Source organism: Hymenobacter monticola (assembly GCF_022811645.1).
GTDB lineage: Bacteria > Bacteroidota > Bacteroidia > Cytophagales > Hymenobacteraceae > Hymenobacter > Hymenobacter monticola.
The window spans coordinates 1,260,499-1,283,423 of sequence record NZ_CP094534.1 but is presented as its reverse complement, the minus strand read 5'-3'; the positions used below and the strand labels follow the sequence as shown (position 1 = coordinate 1,283,423).

18 protein-coding genes and 1 pseudogene are annotated in these 22,925 nt (G+C 58.7%); 4 read left to right on the top strand and 15 right to left on the bottom strand.

Going from position 1 to position 22,925, the window contains the following annotated elements:
* Positions 1 to 9: 9 nt before the first annotated feature.
* The 12 genes from csgH to MTP16_RS05380 form a co-directional block, all read right to left on the bottom strand.
* The gene (gene csgH, locus MTP16_RS05435; RefSeq protein WP_243516573.1) at positions 10 to 384 is read right to left on the bottom strand and encodes a curli-like amyloid fiber formation chaperone CsgH; all 375 of its coding nucleotides are present in this window, start codon (positions 382 to 384) and stop codon (positions 10 to 12) included.
* 152 nt (positions 385 to 536) lie between these two features.
* On the bottom strand, positions 537 to 1,217 hold the full coding sequence (locus MTP16_RS05430) for a hypothetical protein (protein WP_243516571.1): 681 nt from the start codon (positions 1,215 to 1,217) through the stop codon (positions 537 to 539).
* Positions 1,218 to 1,385: 168 nt separating this feature from the next.
* Complete coding sequence (locus MTP16_RS05425; RefSeq protein ID WP_243520134.1) at positions 1,386 to 2,450, bottom strand: hypothetical protein; 1,065 nt, start codon at positions 2,448 to 2,450, stop codon at positions 1,386 to 1,388.
* A 123-nt stretch (positions 2,451 to 2,573) separates the two neighbouring features.
* A complete protein-coding gene (locus MTP16_RS05420; RefSeq protein ID WP_243516569.1) occupies positions 2,574 to 3,608 on the bottom strand; it encodes a hypothetical protein in 1,035 nt (344 codons plus the stop codon).
* Between the two features lie 123 nt (positions 3,609 to 3,731).
* Complete coding sequence (locus MTP16_RS05415; protein ID WP_243516567.1) at positions 3,732 to 4,754, bottom strand: hypothetical protein; 1,023 nt, start codon at positions 4,752 to 4,754, stop codon at positions 3,732 to 3,734.
* Positions 4,755 to 5,002: 248 nt separating this feature from the next.
* Positions 5,003 to 6,415 carry a CsgG/HfaB family protein gene (locus MTP16_RS05410; RefSeq protein WP_243516565.1) on the bottom strand — a complete coding sequence of 471 codons (1,413 nt, stop codon included), beginning with the start codon at positions 6,413 to 6,415 and terminating at the stop codon, positions 5,003 to 5,005.
* Between the two features lie 45 nt (positions 6,416 to 6,460).
* A complete protein-coding gene (locus tag MTP16_RS05405; RefSeq protein ID WP_243516563.1) occupies positions 6,461 to 6,886 on the bottom strand; it encodes a curli production assembly/transport component CsgF in 426 nt (141 codons plus the stop codon).
* A 31-nt stretch (positions 6,887 to 6,917) separates the two neighbouring features.
* The gene (locus MTP16_RS05400) at positions 6,918 to 7,487 is read right to left on the bottom strand and encodes a curli production assembly/transport protein CsgE (RefSeq protein WP_243516561.1); all 570 of its coding nucleotides are present in this window, start codon (positions 7,485 to 7,487) and stop codon (positions 6,918 to 6,920) included.
* Positions 7,488 to 7,667: 180 nt separating this feature from the next.
* Positions 7,668 to 10,646 carry an SNF2-related protein gene (locus MTP16_RS05395; protein ID WP_243516559.1) on the bottom strand — a complete coding sequence of 993 codons (2,979 nt, stop codon included), beginning with the start codon at positions 10,644 to 10,646 and terminating at the stop codon, positions 7,668 to 7,670.
* A 119-nt stretch (positions 10,647 to 10,765) separates the two neighbouring features.
* Positions 10,766 to 11,998, bottom strand: a complete 1,233-nt coding sequence (locus tag MTP16_RS05390) for an ABC transporter permease (protein ID WP_243516558.1) — start codon at positions 11,996 to 11,998, stop codon at positions 10,766 to 10,768.
* 103 nt (positions 11,999 to 12,101) lie between these two features.
* On the bottom strand, positions 12,102 to 12,911 hold the full coding sequence (locus tag MTP16_RS05385; protein WP_243516556.1) for a class I SAM-dependent methyltransferase: 810 nt from the start codon (positions 12,909 to 12,911) through the stop codon (positions 12,102 to 12,104).
* Between the two features lie 98 nt (positions 12,912 to 13,009).
* Entirely contained in the window at positions 13,010 to 13,429 is a 420-nt protein-coding gene (locus MTP16_RS05380; RefSeq protein ID WP_243516554.1) for a ribosome-binding factor A, read from the bottom strand.
* 158 nt (positions 13,430 to 13,587) lie between these two features.
* On the opposite strand from MTP16_RS05380, the gene MTP16_RS05375 reads away from it, so the two are divergent.
* A complete protein-coding gene (locus tag MTP16_RS05375; RefSeq protein ID WP_243516552.1) occupies positions 13,588 to 14,997 on the top strand; it encodes a hypothetical protein in 1,410 nt (469 codons plus the stop codon).
* 23 nt (positions 14,998 to 15,020) lie between these two features.
* Here the strand turns inward: MTP16_RS05375 and MTP16_RS05370 are convergent, their stop codons facing one another.
* The 3 genes from MTP16_RS05370 to MTP16_RS05360 form a co-directional block, all read right to left on the bottom strand.
* Positions 15,021 to 15,614: a hypothetical protein gene (locus tag MTP16_RS05370; protein WP_243516550.1), complete on the bottom strand. Its 594-nt coding sequence runs from the start codon at positions 15,612 to 15,614 to the stop codon at positions 15,021 to 15,023.
* Between the two features lie 12 nt (positions 15,615 to 15,626).
* Positions 15,627 to 16,664, bottom strand: coding sequence for a selenide, water dikinase SelD (selD, locus tag MTP16_RS05365; protein WP_243516548.1), 1,038 nt, complete (start codon positions 16,662 to 16,664; stop codon positions 15,627 to 15,629).
* Positions 16,665 to 16,798: 134 nt separating this feature from the next.
* Complete coding sequence (locus tag MTP16_RS05360) at positions 16,799 to 17,257, bottom strand: DUF2911 domain-containing protein (RefSeq protein WP_243519981.1); 459 nt, start codon at positions 17,255 to 17,257, stop codon at positions 16,799 to 16,801.
* Between the two features lie 400 nt (positions 17,258 to 17,657).
* On the opposite strand from MTP16_RS05360, the gene MTP16_RS05355 reads away from it, so the two are divergent.
* The 3 genes and pseudogenes from MTP16_RS05355 to infB all read left to right on the top strand — a co-directional run bounded on the left by MTP16_RS05355 (position 17,658) and on the right by infB (position 22,847).
* Positions 17,658 to 18,128, top strand: coding sequence for a ribosome maturation factor RimP (locus tag MTP16_RS05355; protein ID WP_243516546.1), 471 nt, complete (start codon positions 17,658 to 17,660; stop codon positions 18,126 to 18,128).
* Positions 18,129 to 18,225: 97 nt separating this feature from the next.
* Positions 18,226 to 19,458 (top strand): annotated as a pseudogene (nusA, locus tag MTP16_RS05350) (transcription termination factor NusA); the annotation flags it as partial.
* Positions 19,459 to 19,793: 335 nt separating this feature from the next.
* Entirely contained in the window at positions 19,794 to 22,847 is a 3,054-nt protein-coding gene (gene infB, locus MTP16_RS05345; protein WP_243516544.1) for a translation initiation factor IF-2, read from the top strand.
* The last annotated feature ends 78 nt before the right edge of the window (positions 22,848 to 22,925 follow it).

Below are 22,925 nucleotides of genomic sequence, written 5' to 3'. Positions count from 1 at the left end.
GCGAAAAAACTATTTTGAATTTGCAGGAGTAGAATGTTGAAACACTGAATCTTGAGCTACAACGTTGCCATGCAGGTCCAGTACTCGAAGGTGTATGCGGTAACTATCTTGTTGAGAAGCATTCACACAGGTCCGCGAGAGCGACACGTCTTGCTGCGGACCCAGTTCAAACTCTCCTCCTTGCGTATTCTGGGAGCGGCCGTTTTTCCCTTCGCGCAAAAACGATAATTCGTAGCGGTACTTGCTGGAAGTAGATAACATATTGCGGCAATGACCCACAACGGTTAGCAATCCATCCTGCTGTTGCATTTCAAGCCTGGCCTTGCAGGGAGCGGGGCGCTCTGGCTCCTGCAAGGCCGATAATAGTAACAATATGAAAAACATAAGGCAAGAGTTGGGAAAGAAAGTTACAAATGTACTTGTCAAACAGTTCTTTTCTTTGAAAATGAGTTAGTGGCACCACGTCAAAAAAGACCGAATTGCGCGATAGTGCAATCGGTCTTTTTAGGATGTCAAGACCCATAAAGGTGCATCGTTTATTGCCCTACTCGGCCTTGCTGAATGGTAAGATTGATTCCGCTCCCCTTCATTTCCACTGTGTAGCCTTTCGGAGCTTGCGGGCTGGTCTCTATCTGAGTAAGGGTGTTGTTGTTGCCATTTTGGCGAATGTCGTACACCCGGCTGTTCTCCCGGATTTCACCCTTGACCGTATTGTTGGAACCCTCTTGCGTGATTTTCATGGTGTTATAATCACCCTGCAACTGAAATTCGCTTTCGGCCGACAGGCCCTGGATTCTGTTGTTTCTTCCCTTTTGCGTAATCGTAGAAGAATTGCCCTGACCGTTTTGCGTATACTCAGCGTTGTTGTTATTGCCGTTTTGCGTTACGTTGGCGATGTTGCCTCCGCCCATTTGCATTAGGCTAAGCCCATTGTATTCCCCAGCTTGGGTAACATAAGCTTGATTCCCCAGCGAAGAAAGAGTTTGCTGGTTGATTGCCGCAGTATTATCGCGGCCATTTTGTTGCAACGTCGATACGTTTCGCCCATTGGCTGGCGTAGGGATTATGGCATTGTCGGGAAGCCGTTCCAAGCCTAAGTCCTCGGCCAAGCGCTGTTCGGCAGTGGCTGCTTCGCTGGATGGGCGGATAGTTTGGCCCATTGCCGCACTGGACGACATAATCGAAATGAGCAACAAAACGGGATGAAGCAGTTTCATAGTGTCCGTCAGAGAGTTTTAACGAATGAAGGCCTTTGTAGCTAAGCTAAATATGCCAGGCCCCAACTTACCTCGAAGATAAGCCCGGAGCTTGGCATATTTGGTGCTTAAGGTAAAGTATTCTAAGAATACTTTACCTTAAGCAGTATACACTATAAGCAGTATACGCTATTGAGCACCTTGGTGTACAACCGCCGTATTGTTACTGCCTTGTTGGGTAACCGTGCTGTAGGCCGAGTTGATGCCGTTGGTGCCACGCTGCAGTGTTTCGGCGTAGTTGTTGTTGCCAAGAGTCTGGCTTTGTGAAGCGTAGTTATAGCTCGTCGACTGGTCAATGATGCCCTCGTTGTTGTTGCCAACCTGCAACTGGGTAGCTTGGTTGTTACCGACGCCGTTGAAGTAGCTAGCCAACACGCTGGTCGTAGGCGCGTTTTGTGTGATTTTGGCTTTGTTATAGCTGCCTTGCTGGTCTTGGCTGGCGTAGTTGCTTTGGCCTTTCTGAGCTACCGAGGCGTTATTGTAATCGCCTGTGCCACCGGCAGCACCACCTTGCTTCTGCACCGAAATGTGGTTGCTGAAGTCTTGGGTCGCCATTGCGTTGTTATGGTTGCCTTTTTGGTCCTGCGTAGCCGAATTGTCAGAAATGCCGTTGGTGTTGTTCTGATAAATCTGGCCCATGTTGTCATTGCCGGTCTGTTTCTGACTGGCATAGTCATGCTGGCTGGCCGTTCCGATACCGAATTGGCCATTGGGTACCCTGCTGCCCTGTTGGATAACCGCCGTGTTGCGGATACCACCTTGCTCCTGAATGGCGGCGCTGGTGATACCGTATTGACGAATGTTGGCGATGTTCTGGTCTGCGCTGGCTTTTGAACCCGTGGACACCTGCGTCTGCGAAGCAAAGTTGCCACCGTTAACACCAGGGAGTAGCGTAGACAAGCCACTGGGGCTTTGCTGGATGTCGGCGGTGTTGCGGCCGGTGCCGGTCTGGCTCACCACGGCCTGCTGGCCATCGCCTACTTGCTGCACGTAGGAGTCGTTGTCGATGGTGGAGGCGGTGGCGCGGTCGGGGCGGGCGATGGCTTGGGGGGTGCCGGCGGCGGTCATGGCCGTGGTGGGGGCCGTGCGCGTGGTGGGGGCCGTCGGGTTCGTGGTGGGGGCCGAGGTGCGCACTTGGGCGTGGGCGGCGCTCACCAGCAGGGCGGCACCAACGAGGAGGGTAAGTTTTTTCATGAAATGTGTGAAGCGAAAAACGATAGTGGGATAACCCTAGGTGCGCCAAGCACTAAGCTTTTGAATAGCCTTGTACTTGGCGCACTTGTCCTTTGCATTCTGGTGTGAAGCAAAGACTACGGATTAGCGAGCTGCGCCCTGGGTCACGTAAACGGTGTTGTTGCTGCCGGTCTGCGTGCTTACGCTGTATGAGGAATTGGTTCCGGTAATGCCGCCCTGGTAGGTGTCGGCGTAGTTACCAATGCCACCGCTTTGGTTCTGGCTGGCAAAGTTGTTGGCTGTCTTTTGGGCGATGATTGCATCGCCAGAGCTCGCGCTCTGAATTTGAATGGCTTGGTTTTTCTCCGCACCCAATCCACTAGAAGCTCTCTGCGAAATAGAAGCTTTGTTCGATGAACCTGACTGGTCCTGCTTCACGTAGTTGTCATGCCCCCATTGGGTAGCCGTCGCGCTGTTGGATTCGCCGGATTGAGACTGTTCCGAGACGTTGTTGTAATACAGCTGATTAACGTAAGCGCGGTTGTTGCTGGCAGTTTGCGTTTGCGTAGCCGAGTTATCGCCAGCCGGGTTGCCAGCATTGGAACTGGTAGTCGTGTTTTGGTCAATTTTGGCGCTGTTGCCAGAGGCGCTTTGGGTTTGCTTAGCATAGTTGTCTTCGCTATGCACGCCCATTCCGCCTTGCGAGATTTGCCCAACGTTACCTGTGCCGTTCTGCTCTTGGATGGCAGCGCTGGTGGCACCGTGCTGGCCAATCACAGCCACGTTCCGGGCACTCGCTTTGGTCCCGGTAGATACCTGGGTTTGTGAAGCGAAGTTGTTGTCCCGGATTGCGCCCGTAGCGCTGCTCACCACGGAACTGGGGCTCTGGTCGATATCGGCAGAGTTGCGGCCGGTGCCGGTTTGGCTCACCACGGCCTGCTGGTTGTCTCCCACTTGTTGCACGTAGGAGTCGTTGTCGATGGGGCTGGTGGCGCTAGTGGCACCGCCAACGGCCGGGCGGGCGATGGCTTGGGGGGTGCCGGCGGCGGTCATGGCCGTGGTGGGGGCCGTGCGCGTGGTGGGGGCCGTCGGGTTCGTGGTGGGGGCCGAGGTGCGCACTTGGGCGTGGGCGGCGCTCACCAGCAGGGCGGCACCAACGAGGAGGGTAAGCTTTTTCATGTTAAGGAAGTGAGAGCGGGAATTGGTGAAGCATTTAGTTGCCGGCATGGCTAGCTAGCCAGTGCTAAAATCAAGTGCGCCCCTGTTGCCCTAACTGAAAGAAGACAACAGGGGCGCTAAAAATTAGCGAGCCGCGCCCTGGGTCACGTAAACGGTGTTGTTGCTGCCGGTCTGCGTGGTCATGTTGTACGAAGCGTTGGTACCAATTGCGCCGCCCTGATAGGTGTCGGCAAAGTTGCCGCTGCCTACGCTTTGCTCCTGGCGAGCGTAGCTGTCGCTCGTCTTTTGCACTATGCGGGCGTCGTTATTGCCCGAGCTCTGCATTTGGATGGCTTGGTTGGAAGAGCCTGATGCGCCCAAGTCATCTCCTTGAAGGATAGAAGCACGGTTGCCAACCCCCGACTGTTCTTGCTTGGCATAGCTGTCGGTACCGTACTGCCGGGTATCAGCATTGTTGGAAGCTGCCGACTGGGTTTGAACCAATGTGTTGTTGGTTTTTTCCTGCAAGGCATAAGCACGGTTGCCATTAGCCGTTTGGGTTTGCACGGCTGAGTTTTGGCCTGCGCCCGTGCCTGCGGCACTGGAATTGGTATTCTGATAGATATTAGCGCTGTTATCGTTGCCCGTCTGCGTCTGGCTAGCGTAGTTAGACTCGCTGTGGTAAGCCGGGCCGTAGTTGCCCTGTTGGATATCGCCTACGTTGCGAGTGCCATTCTGGCTTTGCAAAGCAGCACTGGTAGCGCCGTGCTGGCGGATATTGGCAATGTTCTGGTCGGCGCTGGTCTTCATGCCAGTCGACACCTGCGTTTGCGAAGCAAAGTTGCGGTCGTTGGTAACGCCTGCAGCGGTTACAGCGCTGGGGCTTTGTAGGATGTCGGCGGTGTTGCGACCGGTGCCGGTCTGGCTCACCACGGCCTGCTGGCCATCGCCTACTTGCTGCACGTAGGAGTCGTTGTCGATGGTGGAGGCGGTGGCGCGGTCGGGGCGGGCGATGGCTTGGGGGGTGCCGGCGGCGGTCATGGCCGTGGTGGGGGCCGTGCGCGTGGTGGGGGCCGTCGGGTTCGTGGTGGGGGCCGAGGTGCGCACTTGGGCGTGGGCGGCGCTCACCAGCAGGGCGGCACCAACGAGGAGGGTAAGCTTTTTCATTGTATTGAAATGAAGGATGGGAAAATGTTTGGAGTCTAAGATTGAATTGTGTTCTGATGGGAACAAGACAAAGTTAAAATCAGAATATTCTCAAATCCAAACGCTCCAATAAAAAAAATTTAATCCATTGTGATAATAGTTATATTCTTCAAATAAATGTATAACTATACCTAGCCTTGAAGCTGAACTTAAAAAAGCACCCGTATTGAAAATCAGGAGATTAACTTATTGAATAAATTCCTTATTTTTTATAAATAATTTTTTGACTTGGCCTTACCAATGTAAAGGTTTAAGCCCAATCGCCCCCCCCAGTAGGAGTCGTTATAACGCCCTTGCACGACTTGGTCGATGCGGTCGTTGAGGTAAAAATGGTTATCGATACCTGCTTGAATGCCAAGCTTTGACGATACTAAAAATTCGGCCCCCACACCTACCACCGCTTGCGGCACCAGGTTATTGGAACTGCTAAAGTTCGAAAAGCTTTTGGACGATGCTCCGACGCCCGCAAGCACGTAAGGCGAGAACCGGTCGTATGGAAACAGGCAAGCTAACAGGCCTACGTCGGCGTAATTGAACCGCTGGGTGAAATAGTTTCCGTTGGGGCCCGCGGCTAGTGCGCCCCGCCCTACGTTCAAAAATGTGCTAAAGTACCCATCGCCCAAGCGGTAGCGCAAGGTCAATTCGCCGGCAGCCCGATACTGAGGCAAAGCATAATCACCTTGATAAAGCTGCACCGCTCCATTGAAGCCAACGCCCAGCGGCCGGCGGCGGAAAGTGGTTTGCCGGCCCAATGGGTCAATTGATAGGTTTTCTTGTTTTTCGCGCAAGTATGCTTGTATAGGCAGGCTCCGGGTAGCAGCCGTATCCGCCGAGGCCCAGATGTTGACCAGTAAGCCCTCGTAAATTAGCGACTGTACGGATTTTTCAATGGCGTCTTTCACAGCCATTTCGCTGGGCTCGTTGTAAGTGAAACCCGTTTCGGTTTCGAGCAGGCGCTTGAAGGCGACGAATTGAAACAAACTGGCGTCGACCTGCTGAGAAAGAATTGTCTTCGACGTATAGACCGTCTTTAAAATCTTGCCCGTATTAGTGCTGATGGCCCGCAGGTAAACCGTTACCCGGTCTTGGCGGTACTGGCCCGAAGCGCCTGCCCCAAAATAGCGCAGGCCAGCCCCGCCGGTAATGATGTTGGAATCGTAGGAGATGATGCCGCCTTCCAAGATGATGCCCGCAAAAAGCAAAGGCGGCAGGTTGGGTTGGCGCTGGCCGGTTTGCTGAGCGTACTCATCGCGCGTGGAACGAATGATTTTGCGTTCGTTCAGCAAATTGCCTAGGTTTTCTCGCTCGATAGGGTCAAACCATTGCGACTCCTCCAAGGCTCGCAATAAGATAGTAGTGGCGCCCTGAGTCACGGCTGTCGAAAAGCTCGAGCCGTTCGCTTGGGGCTTGTACTGCCCGGTTTGGTCACGGAATTTATAAACCGCGACCACCACCCGCTGCCGAGCGGGGGGCAAGTGGCGCCAGAGTTCGTTCCCGTTTACTTCGGCCCCGAGCCGAGCCGGTTCGGGGTTTATAAAAGTTTGGTGAAAATAAGAAGCGCAGCCGCCGAGCCCTGCCGGTAACAGGAGCACTGCGGCCGTCAGCAATCGACGCAGGAGCATGTAAATACTAGGAAAAGAAATAAAAATTTGCTGTACCATCCAGACTTAGAAGCCGTTCGGGATAGTAATAGTGGTTTGGTTACCGGTGGAAGTGTCGGTGACTTGCACACCGATGCCGCTTGCACCGGGCGTGATTTGAATTTGATAATTGCCAACGGTGTAATTGCCGGGCTTGATGGCACCTTGACCAAATTGGTTGGCAATGAGGCGGCTGCTTAACTGTGCCAGCACCTGCTGGTTGAGGCTGGCAGTGAAACTAGCCAACGGGTCTTGGGTGGCGGCCGTGGTTTTGGTGGCTGGGTCTACAATGGTGGATTGCGCCTGGGCCGAACTCAGCAGCCACGAGTAGTTGAAGGTGTTGCCGCCGCCGAAAGCAGGGTTTTTGGGTTCATACACAAAGTCTTGTGCTTGAGCGCATTGGCCTAATAGCAACGAGGTAATGATGCCAAGAAGAGTCAATATTTGTTTCATAAGGTAGGATGTTAAAGGGAAGGAGAAAAGGCTAGTAGGATTCAAGGGGCTGCTTGTTGCCACTCTCCAACTGTTGGCTAAGATATTGGGCTTGCTGCAGCGAATTTGCTGCGTATTCAACTGCTTGCTGGGATGCTTCGGCAACCAAGTCTTCTTTGCCCTGCAAGGGAAATTCCAGCAGTTCTTCGTCGTTGACGGTTACCGTGATGATGGCGTTATTGCCACGCGAAGGTTTCTCGCCCACAATGACAGTGAAGTCGCTGATGCCGGCTGGGGCTTCCCACCGGCTGTAAAACTGGTCGTAGAAGTCGTGGCCTATTTTGGTGATGGTCTGGTCCACTACCAGACCGCTCGACTCAGGTCCTAATTTGGCTCGTTGGCGTTGGGAGGCTATCGAATCGGCGCGGAGTAGCATTCGGAGGGCTTCCTCCGTTTTGAACGCTGACAACTGGTTCGACGGTTGTGGAGCCGTGGAGGGCGTTACAGTCCTTTTCTCAGGTAGCTTTCTAGTAGGTTGCGCATGCACTTGATGACCTGCCAACAGCACGAGTATAGCAACAACCAACCGCGGCCACCAAAGCAAAGAGTCAGTAGGCGTCATGGTTGGCGTAATCAGAGAGCAGTGCATGAACTTAATAACTCTTTATACAAAAGAGAAAGGCGGGCACAAATATCAACAATTTAAAAATAAAAAAACCAAAAGGTTAAATATAATCTTTATTAATGCATATTAAAAAATGAAGGGTGCTGCGCGGATGAATTATTACAGCGCGCAAGTGACTTACCCCAGTAGTTCCTCTATATCAGCGCGCGTGAGGTGCTTTATAACAGCCTCGTCTGTCGCAATCAACTCGCTCACCAAAGCCAGCTTGCGCCGTTGCAAGGCCAGGATTTTCTCTTCCACCGTGCCCTGCGAGATGAATTTGTAGGTGAAAACCGGCCGGAGCTGGCCGATGCGGTGGGCGCGGTCCACGGCTTGGGCTTCCACGGCGGGGTTCCACCAGGGGTCGAGGATGAACACGTAGTCGGCCGCGGTGAGGTTAAGGCCCACGCCGCCGGCTTTCAGGCTGATGAGGAAGATGCGCAGGTCCTCGTTTTCCTGGAAGCGGGCCACCTCGGCGGGCCGGTCGCGGGTCGCGCCGTCGAGGTAGGCGTATTCCATTTGCCGCTCATCAAGCGCCGCCCGCACCAGCGCCAGGTGCTGCACAAACTGGCTAAAAACCAATACCTTGTGTCCCTCGGCCACCACGTTGCGAATCATGCGCAGCACCTCGCGCAGCTTGCCCGACTCGCCGGTGTAGTTCTCGTCGGCTAGGCGTGGATGGTTGGCAATCTGGCGCAGGCGCGTGAGGCCCTGCAGCAGCAGAAACTGCGTGCTGGCCGGGCCGTGCTCGTCCAGGTTCTGCAGAATCTTGTTGCGGTAGAAGCTCTTAGTTTCTTCGTAGGCGTGGGCCTGCTCTTCCGTCATGGGGCAGTAGCTGAGCTGCTCGGTCTTTTCGGGCAGCTCCTTGGCCACTTGGGCCTTGTGTCGGCGCAGAATAAACGGCTTGATGAGGGCATGCAGGCGGCGGGTACGCCCTTCGTCCTGGTGCTTCTCAATGGGCTTAAGGAATTCCTTACGGAAAAACGCCTGCGTGCCCAGCAAGCCAGGGTTGATGAACGACATCTGAGACCACAAGTCCATGGTGCTGTTTTCCACCGGCGTACCCGTGAGGATGAGCCGATGCTTGGAGCGCAGCTGCCGCACGGCCTGCGAGGTGGTGCTCGACGGGTTTTTGATGGCCTGCGACTCGTCCAGAATCACGTAGTCGAATTTGTAGCTGGCCAGCAGCTCGGTATCGAGCCGCACGATGCCGTAGCTGGTCAGCACCACGTCGTAGTCGGCAAACCGGTCGGGGTTTTTGTCGCGGTAGGTGCCGGTGTAAGCCAAAATGCGCAGGTCGGGCGTGAACTTTTCGGCCTCCGTCAGCCAGTTGAACACCAGCGACGTGGGCAGCACCAACAGCGAGGCAGCCCCCTGGTTTTCACCGCTTTCGTGGCGGTGCTGCAGCATGGCCAGCGTCTGAATGGTCTTGCCAAGCCCCATGTCGTCGGCCAGGCAGCCGCCGAAATGGAAGTCCTGCACGAAGCGCAGCCAGTTGTAGCCGGCCTTTTGGTAGGGGCGCAGTTCGCCGTGGAAGCCCAGCGGCAGCGGATGGTCTTCCACCTCGGCAAAGTCGCGCAGCTTTTCCAGCTTGCGGCCCATGCGCACCGTGGCCAGCTCGTTGCTTTGCAAATCGGCCACCAGGGCCAGGTGGTGGCGGCGCAGATTCAGGCCCTCCTCTGTTTCTTCGCCAAAGGCAAACAGCTCCAGGTAATCCGTAAACCACTCTTCGGGAATGATGGCAATCTGGCCGTTGGGCAGCTTGAACTCGCGGCGGCGCTGCAAAATGTGCCCGCGCAGCCGGATAAACGGGACCTCAATGTCGCCGAAGCGCACGGTGCCGCGCACATCAAACCAGTCGCCAGCTTCCTGAATGCCCACGTGCACGCTGGTGGGCCCGATGAAGTAGCTTTTAGTGGCCGAGTCGGCGGCTTCTACGGTGTAGCCCAGCTCAGCCAGGGCGGGGGTGTTGTCGTGCAGCCACTTGAAAGCCTCGGCTTTGGGCAGGGTGGCATGGCCGTTTTCCACGGTGAGGTGGCGGGCGCGCAGCTCCTCCACGGTTGCTTGCTCCTGCTCGGGGTTGCGTAGCAGGCGGTGGAACACGTAGCTGTCGGCCGTTTTCTCCAGGTGCACGCTCACGGGCTTGTTGGTGCCCAGCGGCATGAGGTGTGGGCCGTAGCGGAAGCTCAACTCGAAGTGAATCTGCTCGGTTTCGGCGCCGGTGAGCAGGGGCGCCGCGGGCTTGGGCAGCGGAATGCGGCCCCGGCGCGGCGGCCCGGGCGGGCGCACGGGCGCTTCGGGTGCAGGCGCGGCGGGCAGGGTGTCGCTGAACGTGAGGCGGGGCCGCGCCACGTAGCGCTCCGAGCGGATGTCGAAGCCGCGGGCGTGCACCTCGAACGACTCCATGAGCGGCGCCACAAACTTCTGGAAGTAGCTTTCTTCCACGTTGCGGGGCACCACGATGAATTTCTTCTTCAAGAATGGGAGTAGCTTCTTACCATCCACCTCGGTGCGGAAGGAGTAGAGCAGGTCGTTTAGCAGCAGCCAGGCGGGCTGCAGGCACACCAGCACGGCATCTTTATACTGAAAATCGAGCTTCTGGCCCTGGTACTGAATGGTGGGAAAATAGTGCGTGCCTTCCTCGTTGCGGCGGAAGTGAAAGAGGATGGATGCCTTGGCTGGCGCCAAGGCAATTTCTTTCCAGGTCGGCTCACCGTCGCGGCCCATGATGAACACGCACTTGCCTGCCAGCCGCGCCAGAATGGCCCCCATGCGGGCCTGCACGTGCTTGGAAATAACTTCCTGCAGCGGCTTGTCGCCCTTTTCGGCGTTATAAGTTTTGAGGAAAAACTCGGCCGTGGCGATTTTGCGGGGCCAGAATTCCTTCACCACCGCTTCCTGCTGAATCTGGTCGCAAAGCTCTACCAGCTCAAAATCGGTGGCGTCGAGGCCAGCGGCAAATTCGTGGGCGTTTTTGCCCGACACCGTCTGGTGCTGCAGCGTGAGCTGGCCCCGGGGCCCGAGCTGCACCACGTAGGCCGCAAACAAGTGGCCGAGGAACTCGTGCTCGAAGAGCGAGTAAACGATTTGAAACGGTTCTGCGGTAGATACTTTCATAGCCGGGCACGCGGAAGGCGCAAGTTAGGGCCGAAAGCGGAAATGTGCACGGCAGAATTTTGCGGCCTCGGGGGCGGCTTAGCGCTTACGGGCGTTGGCCCGCCAGGATGCGGCCGGGCTTATAAATTCTCGCGCACGTCCAGGCGGCTGGCGTTCAGGGCTGGCCGGATGCTCACGGCCAGCGTGATGAAAATGATGGACATGCACGTGAAAACAATGTCCGAAGCCTGCATTTTCACCGGGTAGGCGTCCACCACGCTCGTGGCCATGCCCATGCTCACAAAGCCGAAGCGTTGCTGCAGCCAGCACAGGGTCACGCCCAGCACGAGGCCCGTGGCCGCGCCCACCAAGGCCACAATAGCGCCCACGTAGAGGAAGGTGCGGCGCACCGTTTTCTGGCTGGCGCCCATGGCCAGCAGCACCGCAATGTCCTTTTTCTTGTCGATGACGAGCATCGAGAGCGAGAAAAAGATGTTGAGCGAGGCAATGAGCAGAATGAGCGTGAAGGTGATGAAAACGAACAGCTTTTCCACCTTGATGGCCTTGAACAAGCTCACGTGCTGCTCGTCGGAGTCCTGCACCTTGAATTCGGGGCCGAGCATCTTGCGCAACTGGTTTTTCACCTGCTCAATCTCGAAGCTCTGGCCCACCTTCACGTAGAGGGCCGTGCGGCGGTTGCTGTAGCCCAACAGGCGCTGGGCAAATTCGAGGGGCACGAAAATGTAGCTGTCGTCGATGTGCTGTTCGATGAGGAACACGCCGCCCGCAATCAGGTCTTCTTCGTTGAATGCGTTGCTGGGGTCGGTGCTGAGGGCTTTTTTGCCAGGCGTGTTGCGTGGGTAGAGCAGGCGCATAGGCGCCAAGCGGTTATTCAGCGTAATGCTGAGTTCGTGCTGCACACCGGCGCCCACCAGGGCCAGCTCCAGGCTGTCGCGGCGCAGGCGGTGGTCGCCCTCCCGAATGTTGGCGTCAATCTGGCTCTGGCCGAAGTAGTTGTCCGAAAGGCCGCGCATTTTCACCACCATCTGGCGGTCGTGGTACTGCAGCAGGGCGTTGTCCTCGATGACTTCGGTGAGCAGGGCCACGCCGGGCGTGTTTTCCAGCTTCACCAGGAAAGCACGGTCTACCGGGAAAGCCTTGCCTTTGGCAGCCGAAATCACGAGGTTGGGGTCCGACTTGCCGTAGAGCGTGCGCACCAAGTCCTCCAGCCCGTTGAACACCGACAGCACAATGATGAGCGCCATGGTGCCCACCGCCACGCCAATCATCGAAATGTTGGAAATGATGGTGATGATGTTGCGCTTGTTCTTCGAGCGGAAGTAGCGCCGGGCAATGAGGAGGGGAACTCTCACAAATGGGGGTTAGCGGGCAGAGAAGCGGGCTGTCGGAAGGAAAGCAATTTCGGGTAAAACTATTGAATACGGGCTAACGCTTGCCGGACCCGGCGCGTTGGCGCTATTTCCAGGCTTTCACAATGAGGCCGGTGCCGGAGTCGTGGGTGGTGCGGGCGTCAAACCAATTCAGCAGCAGGCAGAAGGGAAACACCACCAAGTAATAGAACGGCAGGAGGATAAAAAACAGGCGCGACTTGCCGAGCATCAAAATGGGGTACTTCATGCTCAGGCGCCACGAAATCTGGCCGGGCTCGCCGTAGGAATAGCGGGCTTCCACGCGCTCAAAACCGGCCGTAGTGAGCTTCTGCTGGATTTCGCGGATGTTGTAGCCGTCGCGCACGTGCTCCTCGATGAAGCTGGTTTCGCCGTCGTCGTGCACGTCGGAGCCGCCCTGGTCGCTAGGGGTCGAAATGAGCAGCATGCCGCCGTCCTTGAGCGAAGCGTGGATGTTGCGAAACACCTCCACGTCTTCCAGAATGTGCTCCATCACGTCGACGGACAGGGCCAAATCGAAGGAGTTGGGCTCCTGATACAGCACCAAATCCTGCACGGCGAATTGCACGTTGCGCCGCCCAAGTTGGCGGAAAAACGCGTTTGAGTCGGCCACTTGGTCTTCCTTCACGTCCACGGCCAGAATGTTCCACTTGTCGCTCAGGCCGCTCATCCAGTAGGTGTACTGGCCGTAGCCGGACCCGGCATCTAGGATATTCAGCGGCTCCTGGGTACGGCCCTTGGCCCAGCGGCGCAGCTCGCGGTGCACGTGCCAGGTACGCAGCAGCAGCAAATCGAGCAGGTGGTAAAACAGGCGGCGCAGCCACGGCGTGCGGTTGAAAACCTGGCCGAGCGTCTTCTTAATCGGGTCGTAGTACAAGTCGGTAAATGGGTAAGTGAGTAAGTGAGTAAATGAGTAAAGTGGCCAACCGCATGGCGCGTCAGGGCACTTTACTCATTTACTCACTTACCCATTTGCTAATTGAAAAGGCGCGGGCGGGCGGGTTTGTCGTCGTCGTCGTTTTCGTTGCTGTCTTTGGGGGCAGGCGGAATGTCGAGGGTACCGAGCACCTGGTCCATGTGGGCGGCGTAGGCGGCGCTGTCGTCGTGGAAGAAGATGAGCTCGGGCACCACGCGGGCCGTTTGGCGGATACGCTTGGCCAGGGCATGGCGAATTTCTTTGGCGTTGTCCTTGATGATTTCCAGGCGGTCGGCGGCGTCGTTGCCCAGCAGCAGGCTGAGGTACACGCGGGCCTGGCCCAGGTCAGGCGTCACCTTCACGGCGCTGATGCTGGGCGCCAAGCCGCCCCCAAACAGGTGCGGCAAGTCGCGCTGCAGCACGGCGGCCAACTCCTGCTGCAGCAGGCTGGCCATTTTTTGTTGTCGTTTGCTTTCCATAATGACTAGCAAAGATACGTGGCGATTTAGGGTAGGAGGGTATGGGTGTAAGAGGGTAGGAGTTTGAAATTGGATGACAGCAATGTGGGTCAGGCTTGCAGCCAAAGAATACCTTTGCCAGCAACTCCTGCCCCATACCCTCCTTCATACCATAACGCTTGCTCCGCTTTTTTAAAAGCTCCCTGCCTGCCCAGCTGCTGGCCCTGCTGATACTGGTGCTGGCCCTGCGCCTGCCGCTGCTGTGGGCGGGCCTGCCCGTGACGGCCGCCGAGTTGCGCGCCCTGCTGGTGGGCGAGCGCCTGCACGGCGGCGCCCTGCCTTACCGCGACCTCTACGACGGCACCGCGCCGTTGGCAGCAGCCATTTTTGGGGGGCTCGAGGCCGTGCTGGCCCGGCCGGTGTGGCTCTACAGGGTGGTGGCGCTGCTGCTCTTGTTGGTGCAGGCACTGCGGCTCAACCTCGTGTTCAACCGCTACGACGTGCACCCCGAGCGCGGCTACCTGGCCGCCCTCACCTACCTGCTGGTGGGCAGCATCAGCACCGACCTGGATGCACTGTCGCCGCTGCTGCTGGGCAACACGTTCGTGGTGTTTGCCCTGAGCGCCCTGCTGCCCACCTCGCGCGAGGGCTACGACAACCGCCGCCTGTTTCGGGCGGGCTTTCTGATTGGGTTGGGGGCACTGTGCTACCTGCCGCTGGCTTTGTTTCTGGTGGTAGGCTTGTTTGCGGTGGTGATTTTCGCGGCTAATTCTTTTCGGAGCTCCTTGCTGCTGCTGTGCGGGTTTTTCTTCCCGTACGCGCTGGTGGCCACGTTTTTTTTCTACACCGGGGCGTTGCCGGGGTTCGTGCAGTTTCACCTGCAGCCAGGTCTCACCGATTTGATTGCCAGCGGGCTGCCGGCGGGCTTGCAGTTGCGCCTGCTTATTGTGCCGGGCGTGGTGCTGGCGTTGGCGCTGCTGCGCTCGCTGGGCACGTCGTTGGGGCTGGTGTTTCAGGCCAAGTTTCGGCAATTGATGCTGGTGTGGCTGGTGGTGGCCATTGCCACGGCCGCTGTGGAGCGCGGCACGGCGCCGGGCGTGCTGGTGCTGCTGCTCACGCCGCTGGCCTACTTCAGCCTGTTTTTGTGGCAGCGCAGCCCCCGGCCGTTGTTGCAGGAACTGCTGCTGCTGCTCATCATCAATGCGGCCGTGGTGCTGCGCTACCGGGCACACGTGCCCCGCCTCGAAAGCCTGCTGAACATGCCCGCCGAAAGCCGCTTCGGCCTGGCGCCGGACCCGCGCTACGCGACCCTTCACGACCAGAGCCTGCTCATCCTCGGCCCCGATGACCGGGCCTACTTCCACAACCATCCCGCCACGCCCTACCTCGACTGGTCGCTCTCGCAAGCCGATTTTGGCCACCTCAACGAGTACGCCGCTGTGGTGCGCATAGCCCAGAAGATGGGCGAAAACCTGCCCACCTATCTGCTCGACCAAGGCCGCCACGTGCCGCGCCTCAAACAGTTGCTGCCCGGCGTCTTTGGTCCATATGAGCCGACGGGCACGCCGGGGTTATACCGAAAGAAGTAACGTGTTTACTCGGCTGTCATCCTCTACACCCAGCACCAATAGGCAGCACGCCGCTCAGTGGGCACACTTCGCAGAAAGCCAGCCAGCGGCTCCAGCTCGGTGAGCAGCGAGGTGAGGGTAATGACGCGTCCATCCGCTAAGTGCAACTGTAGGTAGTCGTAGCGCGCCCAAAAGGTGCGCTGGGCTCGGCACGTCACCCGTTCGATGCAGGCCAAATCGCGCCGCTCAAATGGTAGCCGCAGCCCCGCTTCATACACTTCAAATCGGTTTTCAGCGGGCTGAAAAACCAGCGTGGTTTCGTGGTTGAGGGTCCAATAGCGCAGGTGCAGCAGCAACGCCGGGCCGCTCAGCAGCAAGGTAAACACCAGAAACCCGCCCGTTAGGGCCCATTCAAACCCGCTGGCCGGCTGGTCGCCCACAGCCACCGCCGGCAGCACGCTCAGCCCCGCGCCCAGCGCCAGCAACGGCCAGAACAGCAGGCGCAGCTGGCGCGCTGCCGTGGCCCGGTACACGTGGGTGCGCTTGGAAAACAGCCCGCTTACCCACCGCGCCGCGCCCAGCACCAGCAACAGGACCACGGCCGCCTCAAGCAGCGGACGGAGGAAGGAGAACTTCATTCAACGTCTTGCCTAGGCGCTTACCTGCACCCAAGCCTCGCCTTCCTGATGCTGGCGCAGGTGCCCGAAGCTTTCCAACGCCAGCCCGTGCTTTTCAAACACGGCCTCCACCGCCGCGCGCCCGCCGGGCTCCACGCATACCAGCAGCCCGCCTGATGTCTGCGGGTCGCACAGCCAGGCGCGCTGCTCGTCGGTAATCTGACCAACCTTATGGCCGTAGCTGGCCCAGTTGCGGTTGGTGCCGCCGGGCACGCTGCCCTGCTTCAAATAAGACTCGGCCGCTGCAATGCGGGGCACCTTCGTGAAGTCGATTTCGGCCGTGAGGTGGCTGCCTTCGCACACCTCGGCCAAATGGCCCAGCAGGCCGAAGCCCGTCACGTCGGTCAGGGCCGTCACGGCCGGGAGCTTGCTCAGCTCGGCCCCAATCTTATTCAGCTGCATCATCTGGGCCGGGGCCAAGGCCGCATCTTCATCACGTAAAATTCCTTTCTTCTGGGCCGTCGTTAGAATGCCCACGCCGAGCGGCTTGGTCAGGAAAAGCTCCGAGCCGGCCGTGGCCGTGTCGTTTTGCTTCAGGTCTTTGATATCGACCATGCCCGTCACGGCCAGCCCAAAAATGGGCTCCGGCGAGTCGATGCTATGGCCGCCAGCCAGCGGAATGCCAGCTTCGGCGCAGATGCTGCGGGCGCCCTCCAGCACGCGGCGCGCCACCTCGGGCGGCAGCTTGTCCACGGGCCAGCCCAGCACGGCAATGGCCAGCAGCGGCCGCCCACCCATGGCGTACACGTCCGAAATGGCGTTGGCCGAGGCAATGCGGCCGAAGTCGTACGCATCGTCCACGATGGGCATGAAGAAGTCGGTGGTCGAAATCACCGCCTGGCCCCCGCCGATGTCGAACACGGCCGCATCGTCGCGGCTGGCATTGCCTACCAGCAGCTTGGGGTGCTGGGGCTGCGCAATGCTGGTGTGCAGCATTTGGTCGAGCACCGCCGGCGCGATTTTGCAGCCGCAGCCCGCGCCGTGGCTGTATTGGGTGAGTTTGTAGTCCATAAAATGTCAGTTTGGGGAAGGCGCCAAAAGTACGCGCCGCTAAAACGAGTACCCCGAAGCTCCTGCTTCGGCCCGTTAGAACAATGACGTTCATACGGGCCGAAGCAGCGCTTCGGGGTACTCATGCCATACGGTTATTTAATAGCCACCGGCAACTCAATGTTTTCCCAGCGCAGCACCAGGCCGGGCGACTTCACCTCATACACCAGCCGCTCGGTCAGGCTGGCGCTTTTGCGGGGCGTCACCATCACACGCAGGGCGTCCTGCTTCTCGTCGTACTTGAAAGCGCCCCACTGGTTAAATGTCTTATTAAAAATCACCGTCCATTGACCGCTCTCGGCCGGAATCACGAAGAAACCATACTTGCCGGCCGGCAGCGTCTTGCCTTCCACCTTCACGTCCTTGCTGAACTCCACCGTGGTAGCCTCGTTGGCCCCGGCGCGCCACACCTTGCCGTACTTCTCCAGGCCACCAAAAATGGTGCGGCCCTTCACGCCGGGGCTGCTGTAGTTCACCGTCACGTCGGCGCTGCCGATTTTGCCCGTTGCCGTAGCAGCCGGGCTTGGCTTTTCTTTAGCTGGCGTGGCCGGCATCGCTGGGGTTGCAGGCGTGGCCGGAGTTGCTGGGGTAGCCTGCGCATGGGCAGCGCTAGTAGTAAGGGCCGCGGCAAAGCCTAAAACGAGATGGCGAAACAGTTGACGGGTTTGCATAAGTGAAAAGTAAAAAGGTGAGAATGTGCTCCCAAAGGTGCGGACCCACTACCAAACTACCCAAGTGGAAGTCAAGTTTGATAAAGTCATGGTAAGTCAGCACTTTCTTTAAATAGCTGGTGTGTACCAACGCGAAGCATCAAAAGCAGGCTCGAATGGCCTCCTGTGGCCCTGCCTTGCTTTCCGCCCCGCATTGTCGTACCTTTGCCCCGAAGTTGGTATTCAATCTGATAAAGAGGGGACGCGCAGTCCCCTCTTTTTTTGCCCGCTTGTTTCAAATTCTATGCGTTTCGACCGTAACCTGCTGCTGGAAATGCTCCACGACGCCATGGGCGACCAGGAGCTGTTTCTCGTGGGCCTCACCGTTTCCGATTCGGTGCTGCCCAAAGTCACCGTCATCCTCGACGGTCCCACCGGCCTGGGTATCAACGAGTGCGCCACCATCAGCCGCCGCCTGGCCCGCCGCATCGACGAGCACTACGGCGAAGAGTCGGCCTACTCGCTCGAAGTCACCAGCCCCGGCGCCGACCAGCCTCTCATCGACCCGCGCCAGTACGCACGCCACATCGGCCGCTCGCTGGCCCTGAAGCTGAACGACGGCACCGAGAAAACCGGCACCCTCACCGCCGCTACGCCCGAGGGCGTCGAAATCGAAGAAGTCATCAAGCAAAAAACCAAGAAAACCACCCTGCCCGCCGCTTTTTATTCCTTCGGGGACATTAAGGAAGCCAAGGTTGTTATTTCCTTTAAGTAATTTAAGCTGTTAGCTGATAGCCTCTAGCTGTTAGCTGACGTTCTGTTCCATTCAAAAAAAGCTACTAGCCAACAGCTATTAGCTAACAGCTCAAAAAATGAACAGCCACGAACTCATTGAATCCTTCGGCGAATTTGCCCGGAGCAAAAACATCGACCGGCCCACGATGATGAGCATCCTGGACGACGTGTTTCGCACCATGATTCGGAAGAAGTACGACCAGGACGAAAACTTCGACGTCATCATCAACCCCGACAACGGCGACCTCGAAATCTGGCGCAACCGCGAAATCGTGGACGACAACTCGGAGGATATCTGGGACCACGACAAAATTCCGCTGTCCGAAGCCCAGAAAATCGAGCCCGACTTCGAAGTAGGCGAATCCGTGGCCGAAGGCGTGAAGCTGGAGGATTTCGGCCGTCGCGCCGTGCTCATGGCCCGCCAGACGCTGATTCAGCGCGTGAAGGACCTGGAGCGCGACAACCTGTACCAGAAATACAAGGACCAGGTGGGCGAAATCGTGACCGGCGAAGTGTACCAAGTGTGGAGCCGCGAGGCCCTCATCATGGACAAAGACGACAACGAGCTGGTGATGCCGAAAGGCGAGCAAATCCCCAAGGACCGGTTCCGCAAGGGCGACACCGTGCGCGCCGTGGTGCACCGCGTGGAAGTCATCAACGGCACGCCGAAAATCATTCTTTCGCGCGCCGCGCCGGCTTTCTTAGAGCGCTTGTTTGAACTGGAAGTGCCCGAGATTTACGACGGCCTCATCACCATCAAAAACGTGGTGCGCGAGCCCGGCGAGCGCGCCAAAGTGGCCGTAGAAAGCTATGACGAGCGCATCGACCCCGTGGGTGCCTGCGTGGGCATGAAGGGCAGCCGCATCCACCCGGTGGTGCGCGAGCTCGAAAACGAGAACATCGACATCATCAACTACACCGATAATCTGGAACTCTATATTGCGCGGGCACTATCGCCGGCCAAGGTGGGTTCTATGAAGATAAACCAGGAAAACGGCCGGGTTTCCGTATTCATGAAGCCCGACCAGGTGAGCCTGGCCATCGGCCGCGGCGGCGCCAACATCAAGCTGGCCAGCCGCCTCGTAGGCATGGAAATCGACGTGTTCCGCGAAGCCACCGACTACGAGGAAGACATCTCGCTGGACGAATTCCAGGACGAAATCGAACCCTGGGTACTGGCCGAGCTCAAGAAAATTGGCCTCGATACCGGTCGCGCCGTATTGGCGGTGAAGAAAGACGACATCGTGCGCCGCACGGAGCTCGAAGAAGAAATGGTGGACGACGTGTACCGCATCATCCGTCAGGAATTTGCCGACGACGAGGACCTCGACGACAGCACCCTGGAAGCGGCCAAAAACCGCGTTGCCGCCGGTAAAACGGGCGATAATGCCAACGAGGAAGCTGCCGTAACGCACGCTTCGGCCACCGCTACGGCGGCCGAACACTCGGTGCTGAACACCGAAAACGAAGCAACGACTGAGGAAGCGGGCGCAGGCTCTCCCGCCGAGCCAGCCCAATGACGGCCGCGCGGCCGGTACGGCAAGGGTAACAAATCGTGCCAGCAGGTACGATTTGCCCCCTGCTGGCAAGATTTAATGTAATACCTTTGCACTTAGAAGCGTATCGTACGCGAGTAACAGATAGAATGGCGGAAGCAACCCCGAAACGGCTACAACAGGCGGCCAAAGACCTGAACATTGGTATGGACAGGGTGGTCGAGGCCCTGGCCAAAAAAGGCATACAAGTTGAGAACAAGCCCACCACCAAACTGACTGGTGAGCAAGTTGCTTCGCTTGAGAAAGAATTCGCTGCGTCTGCCCACGACCGGCAGGAGGCGCAGAAAGTCATTCAGGCCAAGCGCCAGAGCGACCTCGAAGCGGCCCCCAAGCCAGCGCCCGCGCCGGCCCCGCGCCCGGCTCCGGTGGCCACCCCGGCCCCCGCACCCAAGCCGGCTGCGCCCGTTGCTCCGGTAGCTGCTGCTCCGGCGGCCGCTCCCGCTGCGCCTGCACCAGCCCCCACGCCGGCTGCCCAAGCTCCTGCTTCGGCGCCCGGCCTGAAAGTGCTGGGTAAAATCGAGCTGGACAGCAAAGGCCGTGTGGTGCCGCCCCGGCCCGCTGCCGCCCCGGTTCCGGCCGCCGCTGCCCCGGCCGCTCCGGTTCCTGCCCCCGCTGCTCTAAAGGGTGAAACGCCCGCACCCGCTACGCCCAAAGTGGAAGCACCTGCTCCCGCTCCGGCTGCTCCGGTAGCGCCGCAGCCGGTTGCAAAAGCCGAACCCGCTCCGGCTCCTCAGCCCGCAGCTCCGTCACCGGCGCCTGCCCCGGCTGCTCCAGTAGCTGCTGCGCCCGCCGCGCCCGCTGCTGCGGCACCTGCCCCGGCCGAAACGCCTGCAGCACCGGAAGACACCAGCACCATTGTGGCCAAGTCGGACACGCTGAAAGGCCTCACGGTACTCGGCAAAATCGACTTGTCTTCTATTAATAATGACCGGCGCGGACCGGGTGGCCGTGGCCCCCGCCCCATTGCATCGTCGGACGTGAGCAAGCGTGGCTTGCCCGCCGGCCCCGGCCAGAAGAAGCGCACGCGCCTGCCCGGCCCTCCCGGCAGCACCACGTCACCACCCAGCCCTGGTTACCAGGGCAACCGTCCGGCCGGTGGTCAGGGCGGCCAGGGTAGTGGCTACCAGGGCAACCGCCCCGGTGGTGGCCAGGGCGGCAACCGTCCCGGCGGCCCCGGTCAGCGCCCCGGTCAGTCGGCGCCGCGTCCGAATGCGCCCGCTCTCACGCCGGAACAAGCTGAAAAGCAAATTCAGGAGCAGATTAAGGCCACGCTGGCTAAGCTCGGCGGCAACAAAGCCACCGGCCAGGCCAACCGCGCCAAGTATCGCCGCGACAAGCGCAGCATGCTTGCAGAGGACCGCGAGGCCCTGCGCGCACAGAACGAGCTCGACGCCAAGACCCTCAAGCTCACCGAATTCATCTCGGCCAATGACCTGGCCTCGCTGATGGACGTGAATGTGAACGAGGTAATCAAGGTGTGCCTGGGCATGGGCATGTTCGTGTCCATCAACCAGCGCCTCGACGCCGAAGCTATTACCGTGATTGCCGACGAATTCGGCTTTGACGTGGAGTTCCTATCGGCCGAGGAAGAGGAAATCGATGTAGACGCCGGCGATGCCGAAGAGGACCTGCGTCCGCGCGCTCCCATCGTGACCATCATGGGCCACGTCGACCATGGCAAAACGTCGCTGCTTGACTACATCCGCGACGCGAGTGTGGCTAAGGGCGAAGCCGGCGGCATCACGCAGCACATTGGTGCCTACGAGGTGAAAACCAAGTCGGGCCAGCCCATCACTTTTCTCGATACGCCTGGTCACGAAGCCTTTACGGCCATGCGTGCCCGTGGTGCCAAGGTGACGGACATCGCCATCATCGTGGTAGCGGCCGACGACTCGGTGATGCCGCAGACCAAGGAAGCCATCAACCACGCGCAAGCTGCTGGGGTACCGATTATCATCGCCCTCAACAAGATTGACAAGCCGGCCGCCAACCCCGAGAAAATCCGCGAGGAGCTTTCCCAGATTAACATTTTGGTGGAAGAATGGGGCGGCAAATACCAGAGCCAGGAGGTTTCGGCCAAATCGGGCATTGGTATTGATGACCTGCTCGAGAAGGTGCTGCTCGAAGCCGAATTACTCGACCTGAAAGCCAACCCCGACCGCGGCGCTATCGGCACCGTAATCGAAGCCTCGCTGGACAAAGGCCGTGGCTACGTGACTACCGTACTGGTGCAAACCGGTACGCTGAACGTGGGCGACGTGATTCTGGCCGGCCCGCACTTCGGCCGCGTGAAGGCCATGACCGACCACCGCGGCAAGAAGATGAAGACCGCGCCGCCCGCTACGCCGGTGCAGGTGCTTGGCCTGACCGGTGCCCCGCAGGCCGGTGACCGTCTCCAGGTGATGGAGACGGAGCGCGAAGCCCGCGAAATCGCCACGCAGCGCCTGCAGCTGGCCCGCGAGCAAACCATCCGGACCAAGAAGCACATCACGCTGGACGAAATCGGTCGCCGCTTGGCCATCGGTTCGTTTAAGGAACTCAACATCTTGGTGAAGGGCGACGTGGACGGCTCGGTGGAAGCACTCTCCGACTCGCTGCTCAAACTGAGCACGCCGGAAGTGAAGGTGAATATCCTCTCGAAAGGGGTGGGCGCCATTTCGGAAAGCGACGTGCTGCTGGCTTCGGCTTCCGACGCCATTATCATCGGCTTCCAGGTGCGTCCCTCGCAGAGCGCCCGTAAGCTGGCTGAGAACGAGCAGATTGACATTCGCCTGTACTCCATCATTTACAACGCCATCAATGAGGTGAAAGATGCCATGGAAGGCATGCTGGCCCCGACGGTGCAGGAAGTGGTAGTGGCTAACGCCGAGGTACGTCAGGTATTCAACATCACCAAAGTGGGCACCATTGCCGGCTGTATGATGACGGAAGGCACCATGACCCGCAAAACCAAGGTGCGCGTGGTGCGCGACGGCATCGTGCTGCACACCGGCGACATTCAGGACCTCAAGCGTTTCAAAGACGACGTGAGCGAAGTGCGCCAGGGCTACGAGTGCGGTATATCCATCAAAGGCTTCAACGAGCTGCAGGAAGGCGACAACATCGAAGGCTTCGAAGAAAAGGAAATCAAGCGCACGCTGTAAGGCAAGCGCAACCTGCAAAGGTGAAAAGCCCCGGCTGCATTGTGCAGCCGGGGCTTTGTTTTAGTAGCAATTGCTGTC

What these genes read in the sequence shown, in the direction of transcription:
- MTP16_RS05355 (WP_243516546.1), top strand. Translation starts at nt 17,658, where the DNA reads ATGCGTTTCGACCGTAACCTGCTGCTGGAAATGCTCCACGACGCCATG.
- MTP16_RS05425 (WP_243520134.1), bottom strand. Translation starts at nt 2,450, where the DNA reads ATGAAAAAACTTACCCTCCTCGTTGGTGCCGCCCTGCTGGTGAGCGCC.
- MTP16_RS05370 (WP_243516550.1), bottom strand. Translation starts at nt 15,614, where the DNA reads ATGAAGTTCTCCTTCCTCCGTCCGCTGCTTGAGGCGGCCGTGGTCCTG.
- csgH (WP_243516573.1), bottom strand. Translation starts at nt 384, where the DNA reads ATGTTTTTCATATTGTTACTATTATCGGCCTTGCAGGAGCCAGAGCGC.
- MTP16_RS05430 (WP_243516571.1), bottom strand. Translation starts at nt 1,217, where the DNA reads ATGAAACTGCTTCATCCCGTTTTGTTGCTCATTTCGATTATGTCGTCC.
- MTP16_RS05410 (WP_243516565.1), bottom strand. Translation starts at nt 6,415, where the DNA reads ATGCTCCTGCGTCGATTGCTGACGGCCGCAGTGCTCCTGTTACCGGCA.
- MTP16_RS05415 (WP_243516567.1), bottom strand. Translation starts at nt 4,754, where the DNA reads ATGAAAAAGCTTACCCTCCTCGTTGGTGCCGCCCTGCTGGTGAGCGCC.
- MTP16_RS05420 (WP_243516569.1), bottom strand. Translation starts at nt 3,608, where the DNA reads ATGAAAAAGCTTACCCTCCTCGTTGGTGCCGCCCTGCTGGTGAGCGCC.
- MTP16_RS05380 (WP_243516554.1), bottom strand. Translation starts at nt 13,429, where the DNA reads ATGGAAAGCAAACGACAACAAAAAATGGCCAGCCTGCTGCAGCAGGAG.
- MTP16_RS05400 (WP_243516561.1), bottom strand. Translation starts at nt 7,487, where the DNA reads ATGACGCCTACTGACTCTTTGCTTTGGTGGCCGCGGTTGGTTGTTGCT.
- selD (WP_243516548.1), bottom strand. Translation starts at nt 16,664, where the DNA reads ATGGACTACAAACTCACCCAATACAGCCACGGCGCGGGCTGCGGCTGC.
- MTP16_RS05405 (WP_243516563.1), bottom strand. Translation starts at nt 6,886, where the DNA reads ATGAAACAAATATTGACTCTTCTTGGCATCATTACCTCGTTGCTATTA.
- MTP16_RS05395 (WP_243516559.1), bottom strand. Translation starts at nt 10,646, where the DNA reads ATGAAAGTATCTACCGCAGAACCGTTTCAAATCGTTTACTCGCTCTTC.
- infB (WP_243516544.1), top strand. Translation starts at nt 19,794, where the DNA reads ATGGCGGAAGCAACCCCGAAACGGCTACAACAGGCGGCCAAAGACCTG.
- MTP16_RS05360 (WP_243519981.1), bottom strand. Translation starts at nt 17,257, where the DNA reads ATGCCGGCCACGCCAGCTAAAGAAAAGCCAAGCCCGGCTGCTACGGCA.